Origin of the sequence: Nocardioides albus (genome assembly GCF_014648255.1) — a bacterium.
Classification (GTDB): Bacteria; Actinomycetota; Actinomycetes; order Propionibacteriales; family Nocardioidaceae; genus Nocardioides; species Nocardioides albus.
On sequence record NZ_BMQT01000001.1, the window covers coordinates 96,945 to 109,797 of the forward strand.

A 12,853-nucleotide genomic window follows, 5' to 3' on the forward strand; every position below is an offset into this window, starting at 1 on the left:
AGTAAGTGCACGTTCACCGAGGTGACTCGGTGAACGTCGCGCGGTGCCGGCCGCCGCGTCACGCGCCATCACCCCGCAACGTACGCCCGGCCGCGATCTCGGAGCGCAGTGGCGCCCACCACTCGACCAGCTGCCGCAGCCCCTCCTCGAGCCCGATCGTCGGCGACCAGCCGAGGTCGTCGCGGGCCGCGGAGATGGAGGCGAGCCGGCGGGTGACCCCGTTGACCGCCCGCTCCGGACCGTGCTCGACGCCGAGCGGGGAGTCCATCGCCCGCAGCAGGGCCTCGGCCAGCTCCAGCAGCGAGGTCTCGGTGCCGGAGGCGATGTTGTAGACGCCCTCGCTCACCTTGGAAGCCGCCGCCAGGACGTTGGCGCGGGCGATGTCGGGGACGCAGACGAAGTCCATGGTCTGGCGCCCGTCGCCGAAGATCAGCGGCGGCTTGCCGTCGGCGATCCGTTCCATCCACCGCACCAACACCTCGGTGTAGGCGCCGTGGACGTCCATCCGCGGCCCGTAGACGTTGAAGTAGCGCAGCCCGACATAGTCGAGCCCGTGCATCGCCCGGAAGGACCGCACCAGGCCTTCGTTGTAGGACTTCGCGGCCCCGTAGAGGGTGTCGTTGTTGTTGTGGTGGTGCCCCTCTGGCGTCGGGAACTCCTCGGCGAGCCCGAAGACCGAGGCCGAGGAGGCGTAGACCAGCTTGTCGACGCCGGCGGAGACTGCGGCCTCGACCACGTTGAAGGTGCCGTCGACCAGCACCTCGTTGGCCAGCCGCGGCTCCTCGGCGCACAGCGTGATCCGGATGGCGGCCTGGTGGAAGACCAGGTCCTTGCCGGCGGTGAGGTCGCCGACCAGGTCGCGGTCGCGGATGTCGCCCTCGACCAGGGTGACCCGGCCGGAGGCGAGGGCTTCGTCGAGGTTGGCCTTGCGGCCCCGGATCAGGCTGTCGAGCACGTCGACGTGCGCGGCCCCCGCCTCGAGGAGCTGGTCGACGATGGTGGAGGCGATCGTGCCTGCACCTCCGGTGACCAGGACGTTCGCGCCGTGCAAGGAAGTCATCGGATCAGCTCCAGGGTGGGGGTCTCGGCGGCGACCTCGACGAGGGCGCCACGGGCTCGGAGGCTGGCCTGGGCCGCCTCCAGGACGGAGAGGACACGGAGCCCGGAGGCGCCGTCGGTACGCGGCGTACGGCCTTCGCGGATCGCTCCGGCGAACTCGCCGACCATCCGAGAGAGCGCCTCGTACTCGGGCAGCGCCGGCGCCCAGGTGTCGCCCAGCCGGTAGGAGATGGTCGCCGCGGCGCGGTCGGCCCGTTCGATCTGGTCCACGCTCTGCTGGACCAGATCGACGCCACGGTCGAAGACGCTGAGCCGCTGCTGCGGGTTGAGGTCGTCCCAGACCAACGTGCGCCGGCTCCCACCGATCACCATCTGCCTGATCTTGGTGGGGCTGAGCCAGTTGACGTGGACGTGGGCCATCGCCCCGCCCTCCAGTGGCAGGGTCAGGTAGCCGACGCACGCCTTGCCCGCTCGCAGCGGGTCGGCGCCGTGCGCGGCCACCCCGGTGGGGCGCAGCCCGCCGGGCAGGATGAAGTCGAGGATGGAGAGGTCGTGCGGGGCCAGGTCCCAGAAGACGTCGACGTCGGGCTGCACAAGCCCGAGGTTGATCCGCACCGAGTCGATGAACAGGATGTCGCCGAGCGACCCGTCCTCGACCAGCTCGCGGATCTTCTGCACGACCGGCGTGTAGCAGTAGGTGTGGTCGGCCATCAGCACCAGATCGTTGGCGCGCGCGCTCTCGACCATGCTGCGGCCCGACCCCACGTCGTCGGCCAGCGGCTTCTCGACGAGCACGTGCTTCCCCGCCCGCAGCGCCCGCTCCACCAGAGCTCGGTGGGTCCCCGCCGGGGTGGCGATCGCGACCGCGTCCACGTCCTCGCGCGCGAGGACCTCGTCGAGGTCGGACGTCGCCAGCACCTCGGCGCTGCCGCCGATCACCTCCTGCGCCCGGACGAGGTCCAGGTCGACCACCGCGACCAGCCTCCAGTCCGGTGCGTTGCGGAAGTTGCGGATCAGGTTGGGCCCCCAGTAGCCGGCCCCGACCACTGCCACGCCCAGCGGCGTCTGTGCGGTCATGACTTGTGCTTCTCCCCACGTCGGCGATCGATGCCTTCGGGGTAGATCACACGCGATCCGCCGATCCTGCCCGCCCGATCACCGGGCTTATCCCCTCTATTCGGGAGACCGGACGGCAGCACCGAACGCGCCGAGTCGGCGCGAGCTGACGTGATCCAAGGTCGAGTCGGCGCGTCAGAACGAGCCGACTCGGCATCAGGTTCGATCTGTGCACTGGCCACTTGCAACCTATCCACCCAATGGCGTTATCATCGCTATATGGCGATGACAACGACGCGGGGCACTCCCGATCCCACGGACGAAGCGGTGGCGCTGAGCGCTGCTGCCTGTCTGTTCCACGGGTTCTCCGATCCCTCCCGCCTGGCGATCCTGCGCCACCTCGCCCTCGGCGAGCACCGCGTGGTCGATCTGACCGCCCACCTCGGTCTGGCGCAGAGCACGGTCTCGAAGCACCTCGCCTGCCTGAAGGACTGCGGGCTGGTGACCTCACGCCCCGTCGGGCGCGCGTCGATGTTCGCGCTCGCCCACAGCGAGGCCGTCCTGGACCTGCTGGCTGCTGCGGAGCGGGTCCTGGCGCTCACCGGCGACGCGGTGACGCTGTGCCCCAGCCACGGCATCGCCGCCGTCCACGCCGAGACCCACGAGGAGGCGTGATGGCTGCCCATGTCCACGCCCAGACGGACCTGACCGCTGCCGACCGCAAGCGGCTCGGACGACGTGCCCAGCTGCTCGCGGCGGCGTCGGTCACCTACAACGGCGCCGAGGCCGTCATCGCCATCACCGCCGGTCTCGTCGCCGGATCGGTCGCGCTGGTCGGGTTCGGGCTCGACTCCGTCGTCGAGGTCTCCAGCGGGCTCATCATCCTGTGGCAGTTCCGTCACCGACTCCCGGAGTCACGGGAGCGGCAGGCGCTGCGGCTGATGGCCGTCTCCTTCTTCGCCCTGGCCGCGTACGTCACCTTCGAGTCGGTGCGCGCCCTCATCACCGGGCACGACCCGGAGACCTCGATGGTCGGCATCGGCCTGGCGATCACCTCGCTGCTGATCATGCCGTTCCTGTCGTGGGCTCAGCGTCGGACCGGCCGAGCGCTCGGCTCGAACGCCGTGGTCGCCGACTCGACCCAGACCCTGCTGTGCACCTATCTCTCGGCGGTCCTGCTCGTCGGCCTGGTCCTCAACGCGACGCTCGGCTGGTCATGGGCCGACCCGATCGCCGGTCTGGTGATCGCTGCCGTCGCGGTCAAGGAGGGCCGGGACGCCTGGCGGGGCGAGGCCTGCTCATGCGGCCCGGTGGCGGTCACCGACGACCAGGACACCGCCGCCTCTGATGGCTGCGATTGTGACGAGTCCACCTGCGCCGATGCCTGCTGTGTCCCCGACGCTCCCGGCACTGCCGACGTCCAGGTGCTGGACGTCGGCAGACCATCGGCATCGACTCATCCCGTCGCCGGGCGGAACCGCACGTCCACGAAGTAGTTCGTGGAGTTCCAGGATCGGTTCGGGAGTCCCCCTCCGCTCCCGTACCGATACCGGCCGTTGGCTCCGCCCGGCGCCGTCAGTGGGCCGACCGTCCGCGGCTGGCTGAGTGCCGCGGGCGTCGAGGCGTAGCGCCCGTTGGGCGCGTAGTAGGACACGACGTACGTCGCCCCCGGCGTGAGCGCGACCGGTGTCGGCAACGTGGCCGTCTGCCAGCCGGTCGCCGTCTCGTTGGTGAAGGTCACCTGGGCGATCCGGGTGCCGGCCGAGTTCCACAGCGAGCCCGTGTGGGTGCCGGTGTTGCCGGATCCCTTGTAGAACCGGATCGCCGTCACCGAGCCGGCCACCGACGTCGAGAAGGCGGTGCCGACCTCGACCGGCATGATGTCGAACGTCGCGGGGGTCCGCGGCGTCACACCAGTGAACAGCGAGACCTCCGCCGGAACGGGCGCGGCGGTGGTGAACGACCACGTCTGCGTGGGCAGACTCGCCCCGTCCGTCGAGACGACGCCGGAGACTGAGACCGACACTGTCGCCCCGGCCGGGAGTGCCGAGGTAGGCGTGAAGCTCAACGTACGTCCGTCCCCGCTCAGCGCTGCCGATCCCGCCACCGAGGACCCGTTGGCCGTCACCGACATGCTCCAGCCGTTCGCCACCGCCGACGAGAAGGTGATCGAGGGATCTACCGCGGCCTCCACCCCTGTGGCGCCCGGGGTCGGGTCCCGCTCGGTGACGCCGATCGTCGGTGCGTCCCGCTCGAAGACGATGTCGACGAAGTAGTTCGTCGCGCCCCAGTCGAAGGTCGGGAACCCGCCCGCGGCTCCGTAGAGATAGCGGCCGTTGGAGGTTGCAGGTGCAGTCAGGTCGCCCGAGGTCCACGCGGTGTTGAAGAACCCGCTGGTCGCGGCGTAGTGACCCTGCGGCGCGAGATAGGAGACGACGTACGTCACCCCGGCGCTCACCGCTACCGGCGTACTGAGGGTCGCGTCCTGCCATCCCGAGGCGGTCTCACCGGTGAAGGTCACCGACGCCATCCGAGTGCCGGCCGACGACCACAGCGATCCGACGTGGGTCCCGCCGTTCCCGGGACCCTTGTAGAACCGGATCGCGGTGACGCGCCCGTCTCGGGACGGGGTGAAGGCGGTGCCGAGCTCGACCGGGGACGCCTCGCTGACCGCCGGCGTCTGCGGCACCTGGTCACCGAAGAGGGTCTGGCTGGTCGCCGACTCCTGCGGACGCGTGCGGAAGGACCACGACTGTGGCGCCAGGCTCGCGCCCTCGACCGATGTCACTCCGGTCAGGGCGACCGAGATGCTCGCATCGGGCGGCAGCGCTCCTGCCGGGTCGAACGCGAGCTCGGTGCCCGCCTGGCTGAGCGTGGTCGCGCCCGTCACCGGTCCGCCGGGACCCGACACCGAGAGTTGATAGCCCGAGGCGATCGCGCTCGAGAAGGTGATGCGTACGTCCGTGCCCCTCGGCACCGACACCGCGCCCGGGGCGGGACTCTGAGCAGTGATCGCCAGACTCGGCGCACCCTTCTCGAAGACGACGTCGACCAGGTAGCTCGATGGCGACGATGCCGCGGGGAATCCCGCTCCATAGGTGTACGCCCCGGCCGTCGAGGTCACGTGGAGCGGCCCTTTCGACAGATCAGCGGCCGCGAAAGCGTTCGGGGTGGCCGAGTAGTAGCCGTTGGTGCGGTACGAGGCGACGTACTCGACGTTCTTCTGGATCGTTACCGGCTCGTCGAAGACCAACGTCTGCCAGCCGGAGGTGGACTCGCCGGTGAAGGTGCCTTGGGCGAGCGCGGTGCCGTTCGCAGACCACAGCGTGCCGGTGTGCGGCGCGGCGTTGTTCGCACCCTTGTAGAAGCGGACGCCGGTGACTGTACCGACCGTGTCGGCGGTGAACCGGACACCGAGGGTGAGCTGTGCGTTCTCCGGGTCTTGGAGCACGGTCGGCACGGTGTCCTCGTCGAACAGCGAGCAGGGACAGACGCCAGGTGTCGCCGGCGGTCGTGCGGTCGTGAACGACCACGTCGAGCCGCTGGTGACAGCGTTGCCCTGGCTGTCGGTGCCGCTCAGCGTCACGGTGTGCTTGACGAACCCGGCGAGAGCAGCTGCCGGGGTGAAGGTGGCGGTGCGGGTCGTGGCGTCGTACGCGACCGAGCCCGCGACCGCCGATCCGTTGGCATCCTTGACCTGCACACCGACGGAGGTCGCGGTGACCGGCTTGGAGAACCGGGCGCTGACCGTGGTGGTGCGCGCGACCGAGGACGAGTTCGCCAGCGGCCACTGGTTGGTCGCGGTCAGCGGGGAGTCGTCGCTGGCCGAGTAGAGGACGTCGACGAAATAGTTGCTGTTCTGGTGGCTGCGGTCCGGGAACCTGCCTGCGTCGTTGTAGACACCGGCCGCGGGCGCGCCGAACCCGCCCTCGACGAAGAGGGGCGCAGCGTCGACCGGGTCGGAGGCGAAGGCCCACTGCTGCACCGCATAGTGGCCCTGCGGCGCGGTATAGGAGGCGACGTACGTCTGGCCGGCGGCGACCGGGACAGGGCTGGCGAAGGTGGCCTGCTGCCATCCGGTCGCCGATTCCCCCGAGAACGTCACCGCGGCGAGTGCCTCGCCGGAGGTGCTCCACAGCGTTCCGGTGTGGGTACCGGTGTTGCCGACCCCCTTGTAGAAGCGGATGCCGCTCACGAACCCGTCGTTGGTGGGCGAGAACCTGACGCCGAGCTCCGCGGCGCCGGGATCGGCCGCAGCCGGGACAGCCGGGGGCGCCAGCGTGGCATTCCCGAAGATGCTGCACGGGCAGGAGACTGCGAACGAACGGGTCGCCGTCGTGCCGATGTTGGCACTGTCGTCGATCGCGCGCACCTTGACCGCCGTGGCGCCCGTGCCGTGCTGTACGTAGGAGAAGGTCCACGAGGCGAGCCCGTCGGCGGGCCGCCACACGGTTCCGCCATCGGTGGAGTACTCCACGCCCGCGACACGTCCGCCGCCGGCGTCGGTAGCGGTGCCGCTGACCGTCACGACGGATCCGTTGGCCCGGACAGAATCGTTCGCCGGCGAGGTGACGTTGACCGTTGGCCCCGCAGTGTCGGTGGACGCCGTCGCAGCGGCCAGACCGGCCATCAGGGTGGTCGGCTGGGCGCCCATGTCGGCGAGCAGGTTGACCTGCGCCTGCTGCATCCGCTGGTCGGCGGGCTCCTCGGCGAAGGCGGAGTCGTGGGTCTCGTCCAAGCCCCAGGTCCACTGCACCGTGCCGGCGCCGAAGACCAGGGCGCCGCTCGGTGCCCGGTAGAGCGTGAGGTGATGGGTGGTCGTACCGGGCTCGACGTTGTTGCCGAAGTCCTGGAGATACTCCGGGACCGCACCGGTGGTCGTCGAGAGCCGCACCAGCCCAGGTGGTCGTTCGCTGTTCAGGAGGTCCTCGTCGGACTCATAACCGACCGTGTGCGGAGCCAGCGTCGCCGACCCCGAGGTGAGGTTGGCAACCGACGTGTTGCGCCATAGCCGGTTCTTCCCCTCGGCCGCGGTGACCTTCATCGCGAGGTCGGAGTAGTTGACCATGTACGCCGTGCCCGTCAGCCCGTTCTCGGTGCGGCCGCCGCCCCGATTCTTGGCCGCGAACCGCGGGTCGCGCCAGGTGCCGGTCCACTCCGACGAGGGATCGATCTTGGCGTTCGCCCAGGTCTCCTTGTAGGAGACCAGCGTGCGATGGGCCGTCTGGCTGCTGTCGACCGAAGGCTCGAAACGGGTCTTCCAGTAGACCTCGTTGCCGCTGAGGAACTGCAGATTCACGCCGGCGTCGCGGGCTGCCTCGACGTTGGCCCGCTGGGTACCGCTCCAGTACTCGTCGTGGCCGACGGAGAGGTACGTCTCGTGGTTGAGCAGCAGCTCACCGTGACGGTCCGCGTCAACCCCGGAGATGTAGCTGACGTCGTAGCCGTTGCGCTCCAGGAACCGCACCGCCGGATACTCGTTGGCGAAGTAGAAGTCCCGCCCGCCCGGCCCGTCACGCGTCGCGAACGGCCGGTTGTAGCTCAGCTTGTAGGCGCGACCGTTGTCAGCGCCCTGGTAGAAGGACGACCCACCGTAGGTGTTGTATGCCTGCCAGGTCGTGTCCGAGGTCTGGAAGACGACGTCGGAGTCGCCGTCGTCATCGCGAACGATGAAGGTGATGTGGCTGGAGTCGTTGCGGTCGGCGCGGTGGAGCCGCGCAACATAGACCCCCGAGACGGCTGTCGAGGGGACGTTCCAGGAGGCCGAGACGCCCCAGTTGCCGCAGTCGGTCAGCTCGGTCGTCGATTGCGTGAGGCAGTTCGGCTGGTTCTGCGGCAACGAAGCAGAAGGATTCACCTGCGCGACCTCCCGCGCCCCGTCTCCTCCATACCATCCGGTTCGGTAGATCTTGATCGTGTAGGCGGCGGCGTCCGTGTCCACCTTGAAGTCGATCCGGTTTCCGGCGTCGACGCTCATGTTCGTCGCGAACCCTTGGATCGAGTCGTCGCCGGCCCCGTCGACCTCCCAGACGCTCTCCGGAGTGCCCGGCTTGCTGTTCTCGCAGGCGATCTCGTTACCGGTGGGTCCGCACGGGTCGGCCGCATTCGCGACCGAGGCGGTTATCACCGTGAGACCGGAGGCTGCCATCAGCAACGCAGCTCCTGCGGCCAGGCCCCGTGGGCCCCGGATCGACTTCAACATGAGGCGACATTCCTTCGTCAGCCGAGAGCGATGGTGGGCTGCTCACGCGGTGCGCGAGCTCTCGTCCCTGAGCCAGGTCGAGTAGTCACCGGCGCGCACGCGGCGCCGTGACATGGATCGTGCGACCACTGTCGTCCCAAGAAACACCAGCAAGTCGGGTGCGAGCTTCGGGTCGGCGAGGCCGAGGCGTACGAGCATCATGATCGAAGTGCCCGCGCCCGGCGGGCGTACGCCTTCCCGGTCGGCCTGGGTGTTGCCCGTCGCCACCCTGATGCGACGCCGAATCAGGTCCCCGAAGGTCCGCGGAGCCCGGACCACGACGACAGCAGAGTCGACGACGACCCGCTCCTCGGGGGAGAAGGCCTCTGAGACACCCAGATCGTCGCTCATCATGGGCGGGAGCCCGTCAACACGTGCCTGCCCCTCCTCGCTGAGCGCGATCACCCCACGGCCGAAGAGGCCTTGTCGTACGTGGGGAAGCCGCTCCCAGACCCGGTAATAGGCCCGCACCAGCCTCGAGGAGCGGGACAGCTCGACTCTGCGCGCAGGCCCGGCGGCTTGGATCCCCGGGCGCGCGAGCGATTCCACGATCCGAAGCACATCAGGGCCGGCGATGGCGCAGTCGGCGTCGACCTGCACGCGCGGGAAGAGGTTCAGTGCCGCATTGCCCACCATCAACGCCCGAGCCTTCGAGGGCTCCTCGATCTCCACGACACGTACGCCGCCTACGGAGCGCGCCACTTCGGCGGTGTCATCACTGCAACCGTTTGCTACAACGACGACCTCGAGAACACCGGGTTCCACCCCGGAGAGGAGCAGCCGGAGGTTGCGCTCGATCACCGCCGCCTCATCGTGCGCAGGGATCACCACGCCGGCGGCCGGCACACGTCTCTCCCACGCGTTCGTCATGCCACCGACAGTTGCCGCCCGACGGTCGTCCGAGCGCTGCGAACGCAGTGATTAGCCACTATTGGTGAGAGTCCGGCGGCGCGCGTCGGCGGGACGATCCCGGCATTGAATATCAACCTCTGTTGATATAACCTTGCAGACATGAGCACACCACCCTTCATCCCTGCCGACCACCTCGGTGCTGTGAACCGCGCCCTGACCACCACGACCCGCGGCGGCGAGGAGCTGCGCATGCTCGTCGTCGAGCGCAGCTACGACGCCACCCCGGACGAGGTCTGGGACGCGCTGACCACCAAGGAGCGCATCCCGCGCTGGCTGATGCCGGTCACCGGCGACTTCGAGGTCGGCGGCCGCTACCAGCTCGAGGGCAACGCCGGTGGCGAGATCCTCGCTTGCGCCCGCCCGAAGCTGCTCTCGATCACCTGGGACTACGGCGACATGAGCTCATGGGTCGACGCGACCCTGACCGCCGCCGGCGACCGTACGCTGCTCCGCCTCGAGCACTCCGCCCCCGTCACCCCGGAGCAGTGGAAGGAGTTCGGCCCGAGCGCCGTCGGCATCGGCTGGGAGCAGATGCTGCTCGCCCTCGCCCTCCACCTGCCGGCCCCCGAAGCCGAGAAGATGGACCCGATGTCCCCCGACGCACTGCCGGCGATGATCGAGCACACCAAGGGCTCCGCCGCTGCCTGGGTCGAGGCCGACATCGCCTTCGGCACGGATCCGGAGCAGGCCCGCGCCGCCGGCGAGCGCTGCGTGGCCGCCTACACCGCGATGCCGGAGCCGGAGTAACAGGAACAGTCGGTTGCACGCCTTCGACGTCCTCGGCGACCCGGTCCGCCGCCGCATCCTCGAGCTCCTGGCCGCCGGCGACCTGTCCTCGGGCGAGGTGGTCGAGACCATCTCGGCCGAGTTCGGCATCCGCCAGCCCGCGGTCTCCATGCAGCTCAAGGTCCTGCGCGAGCACGGCTTCGCCAACGTACGCCCCGACGGCACCCGCCGCATCTACTCCCTCGACACCGGCCCCATGGCCGAGGTCGACGCCTGGCTCACCCCCTTCCGCCGCTTCTGGACCCAGCACCTCGACGCCCTCGACACCGAGATCAGGCGTGGGCGCCGGAAGGGCTCCGCAGAGGGCTGAAACCGTCCCACGCTGGTTGGTCGCGACCCCGGACGCCGGTGTCTACGCAGTAGAGACGGCGGTCCTGGCGACGTTCTCCGGTGCCCGTCGACCCGGCCGCGATGTCGACGGCCCGCCGGCGCTGTCGTCGCTGACCGCTGGGCCGACGAACTCCTGTCGGCCTGCGGACTCCTCGGCCAGTTGCAGACACATCGCGCGTACGTCTCGCTTGACGACCTTCCCGTTCGCGTTGAGCGGGAGCGCGCCGACGAAGCGGACCACCTCGGGCACCATGTGCTTCGAGAGCCGCACGCGGCAGTGCGCGATCACGTCGGCGGCACGCAGCCCGGACCCTCGCTGGCGCACCACCATGAGCTCGACGCGTTCTCCGGCCACCTCGTCCGGCAGCCCCACTGCCGCGACTGCCACGACATCCGGGAGACCGAGCACGACATCCTCGATCTCCTGACCATCGATTCGGTGCTCCCACGACTTGATGAAATCCTCGATCCGGTCGACCACATAGATGAACCCGTCATCGTCGACCTTCGCCAGATCTCCCGTACGCAACATCCCACCGGGCATCTTGCGGGTCGTCGCCTCCGGGTCGTCGAGGTAGCCGGGCGAGATGTTCGCGCCGCTGGCCCAGATCTCGCCGACCTCGCCGGGGACCACCGGAACCCCGTCACCGTCGAGCACCCGTAGATCCACACCCGGGATCGCGCGCCCGATCGACCCCGGACGCCGGGCGAGCTGGTCGGGTGGGAGGTAGGAGAGCCGAGCGGTCGCCTCGGTCGCGCCGTACATCATGAAGACCTCTGCCTGCGACTGGGCGTGCCTCATCTGCTCGACCAGGACGGGAGCCAGTCGGCCACCTGCCTGCTGCACCGTCCGCAGCGACGGCAGTGCCGAGGTGCCGAAGGTGCTGTTGCGCAGCAGCATCCCGAAGGTCGACGGGACTCCGGCGAGACCCGTGCAGCGCGCGGACGCGATCCGATCCACCACCGCCTGCGGGAAGACGCTCGTCGACTGGATCACCAACGCAGCGCCGGCCCGCAGATGGGTGTGCAGGAGCGAGAGGCCGAAGGCGTAGGTGAACGGGAGCACGACCAGCATCCGGTCTGCCGACGTGATGTCGAGGTAGCCGAGGATCGAGGTCGTGTTCGCCTGGATGTTGCGGTGGGTGAGTCGCACCGCGCGCGGGTCGCCGGTGGTACCGGAGGTGAACATGTAGAGCGCGTCGTGGTCGGGGTCGACCTCCACCGCTTCGGACAGGTCGACAGACTCGGATCGCTGCTGCGGGATCAGCCGTTCCTTCCGCTCCACGACGACCGCGATGCTCCGGGGCAGGCTCAGTCGGAGCGCCTTTGCCTGCGCGCGTCCCACCAGCAGAGCCTCGGCACCGACCCATCGTGCTCGGGCGACCACCTCGTCGGCGGGCAAAGTGATGGCCAGCGGCACCACGACCAGGCCCATCCGGAGCGCGGCGAGATGGGCCGATACCCAGAACAGCCCGTTGGGCGCCATGATCCCGACCGGTGCGCCCGGATTCAGACCGAGCACGGAGAGCCGTCCGATGAGCACGGACACGCTGGTTCGCAGCTCTGCGAAGGTGTATTCGCGACCGGCTTCTGCGAGCGCGATCGAGTCCTCGGGCGCTAGCTCGAGAAGGAAGTCAGCGGTGTTCAAGTGGCCCGTCCCCCGGGATACTACGGCCGGGACAGTTCCCGGCACCGGCAACGTCGCACGGCGCACCTGCACGCACCGGGGCCGATCCGGCAGGCTGCCTGAAATTGAGTACGCAGCCGGCTCATCGGTCTCGACCCGGCTCCGGCGCGCGTCGACTGGTCTCGTGAACCTCAAGCGCCTCATCCTCTTCGTGCTGCTCGGCGTGCTCGTCGGGATCACGATCTTCTGGGTGCCCGGGCGCTTCGCCGACTCCGCCGCCATCGAGGACGACGAGGGCTCTGCTGGTGCCTCGGCATCTCAGTCGGGCTCGCCAGGAGCCGCGGCCAGCTCGGAGCCGAGCACCGGTTCAGGCTTGGGCCGGACGTCGAAGCCGGCGACCGAGGCGCTGCCCAAGGCGGCCTCGACCCCGACCGAGTCGGGTCTCCCCGGACTCGCCGCGAAGCCACGTACGAAGACGGCGGCCCTGGTCTCCGAGCCGCTGCCGAAGCAGGCGGTCCGCAAGGACGCCCTGGTGGCCGGCTACCCGACCGCGCTCGCACCCCCTTCGCGCACCACCGTCGACGTCTCCAGCGTCTCGCCCACCACGGGCGTCCTCCAGGTGGCGCTGACTGCGAGCTGCCGGAAACCCTGCGACGTACTCCGCCACTATCGGACCCGCCTCGCGCAGCACGGCTTCAAAGAGGTCACGACGACGTCGGTCGAGAACACGCCGGTGACGTCGCTGAGCCGCGGAGATGAGACGGTGAGCGTCACGGTCACCCGGACCAGCCGTCGCCACGTCGACTTCAGCCTCTACTCCGTCCTCCGCACGAAGTCCTGAG

At 69.4% G+C, this 12,853-nt stretch carries 10 protein-coding genes; 5 read left to right on the forward strand and 5 right to left on the reverse strand.

What is annotated here, in order from left to right; translation table 11 throughout:
- Window positions 1–58: 58 nt before the first annotated feature.
- Together IEY84_RS00430 and IEY84_RS00435 are read right to left on the reverse strand one after the other, a co-directional pair.
- Complete coding sequence (locus IEY84_RS00430; RefSeq protein ID WP_183541157.1) at window positions 59–1,060, reverse strand: NAD-dependent epimerase/dehydratase family protein; 1,002 nt, start codon at window positions 1,058–1,060, stop codon at window positions 59–61.
- Window positions 1,057–2,136: a Gfo/Idh/MocA family protein gene (locus IEY84_RS00435; protein WP_183541160.1), complete on the reverse strand. Its 1,080-nt coding sequence runs from the start codon at window positions 2,134–2,136 to the stop codon at window positions 1,057–1,059. Before IEY84_RS00435 ends, IEY84_RS00430 begins: the two co-directional genes overlap by 4 nt.
- A gap of 258 nt (window positions 2,137–2,394) precedes the next feature.
- Between IEY84_RS00435 and IEY84_RS00440 the strand changes: the two genes are divergently transcribed.
- Window positions 2,395–2,790 (forward strand): ArsR/SmtB family transcription factor, encoded by a 396-nt coding sequence (locus tag IEY84_RS00440; RefSeq protein ID WP_183541163.1) that lies wholly within the window; start codon window positions 2,395–2,397, stop codon window positions 2,788–2,790.
- On the forward strand, window positions 2,790–3,611 hold the full coding sequence (locus IEY84_RS00445; protein WP_183541165.1) for a cation diffusion facilitator family transporter: 822 nt from the start codon (window positions 2,790–2,792) through the stop codon (window positions 3,609–3,611). The genes IEY84_RS00440 and IEY84_RS00445 overlap by 1 nt, the downstream gene beginning before the upstream one ends.
- Here IEY84_RS00445 and IEY84_RS00450 read toward each other — a convergent pair.
- The gene (locus IEY84_RS00450; protein WP_221208408.1) at window positions 3,572–8,317 is read right to left on the reverse strand and encodes a DUF4082 domain-containing protein; all 4,746 of its coding nucleotides are present in this window, start codon (window positions 8,315–8,317) and stop codon (window positions 3,572–3,574) included. The genes IEY84_RS00445 and IEY84_RS00450 overlap by 40 nt on opposite strands.
- Before the next feature lie 42 nt (window positions 8,318–8,359).
- Window positions 8,360–9,226, reverse strand: a complete 867-nt coding sequence (locus tag IEY84_RS00455) for a glycosyltransferase (RefSeq protein WP_183541168.1) — start codon at window positions 9,224–9,226, stop codon at window positions 8,360–8,362.
- A 141-nt stretch (window positions 9,227–9,367) separates the two neighbouring features.
- Here IEY84_RS00455 and IEY84_RS00460 point away from each other — a divergent pair, with 141 nt between their 5' ends.
- Together IEY84_RS00460 and IEY84_RS00465 are read left to right on the forward strand one after the other, a co-directional pair.
- On the forward strand, window positions 9,368–10,015 hold the full coding sequence (locus IEY84_RS00460) for an SRPBCC family protein (RefSeq protein ID WP_221208409.1): 648 nt from the start codon (window positions 9,368–9,370) through the stop codon (window positions 10,013–10,015).
- Window positions 10,016–10,028: 13 nt separating this feature from the next.
- Entirely contained in the window at window positions 10,029–10,364 is a 336-nt protein-coding gene (locus tag IEY84_RS00465) for an ArsR/SmtB family transcription factor (protein WP_183541171.1), read from the forward strand.
- 42 nt (window positions 10,365–10,406) lie between these two features.
- Here the strand turns inward: IEY84_RS00465 and IEY84_RS00470 are convergent, their stop codons facing one another.
- The gene (locus tag IEY84_RS00470; RefSeq protein ID WP_183541174.1) at window positions 10,407–12,032 is read right to left on the reverse strand and encodes a class I adenylate-forming enzyme family protein; all 1,626 of its coding nucleotides are present in this window, start codon (window positions 12,030–12,032) and stop codon (window positions 10,407–10,409) included.
- Window positions 12,033–12,195: 163 nt separating this feature from the next.
- Between IEY84_RS00470 and IEY84_RS00475 the strand changes: the two genes are divergently transcribed.
- Window positions 12,196–12,852, forward strand: coding sequence for a hypothetical protein (locus tag IEY84_RS00475; protein ID WP_183541177.1), 657 nt, complete (start codon window positions 12,196–12,198; stop codon window positions 12,850–12,852).
- Window position 12,853: the final 1 nt, after the last annotated feature.

Excerpts from the sequence above, each read along its gene's own strand:
- IEY84_RS00450 (WP_221208408.1), bottom strand. The coding sequence starts at position 8,317 with ATGTTGAAGTCGATCCGGGGCCCACGGGGCCTGGCCGCAGGAGCTGCG.
- IEY84_RS00440 (WP_183541163.1), top strand. The coding sequence starts at position 2,395 with ATGGCGATGACAACGACGCGGGGCACTCCCGATCCCACGGACGAAGCG.
- IEY84_RS00430 (WP_183541157.1), bottom strand. The coding sequence starts at position 1,060 with ATGACTTCCTTGCACGGCGCGAACGTCCTGGTCACCGGAGGTGCAGGC.
- IEY84_RS00435 (WP_183541160.1), bottom strand. The coding sequence starts at position 2,136 with ATGACCGCACAGACGCCGCTGGGCGTGGCAGTGGTCGGGGCCGGCTAC.
- IEY84_RS00460 (WP_221208409.1), top strand. The coding sequence starts at position 9,368 with ATGAGCACACCACCCTTCATCCCTGCCGACCACCTCGGTGCTGTGAAC.
- IEY84_RS00455 (WP_183541168.1), bottom strand. The coding sequence starts at position 9,226 with ATGACGAACGCGTGGGAGAGACGTGTGCCGGCCGCCGGCGTGGTGATC.
- IEY84_RS00445 (WP_183541165.1), top strand. The coding sequence starts at position 2,790 with ATGGCTGCCCATGTCCACGCCCAGACGGACCTGACCGCTGCCGACCGC.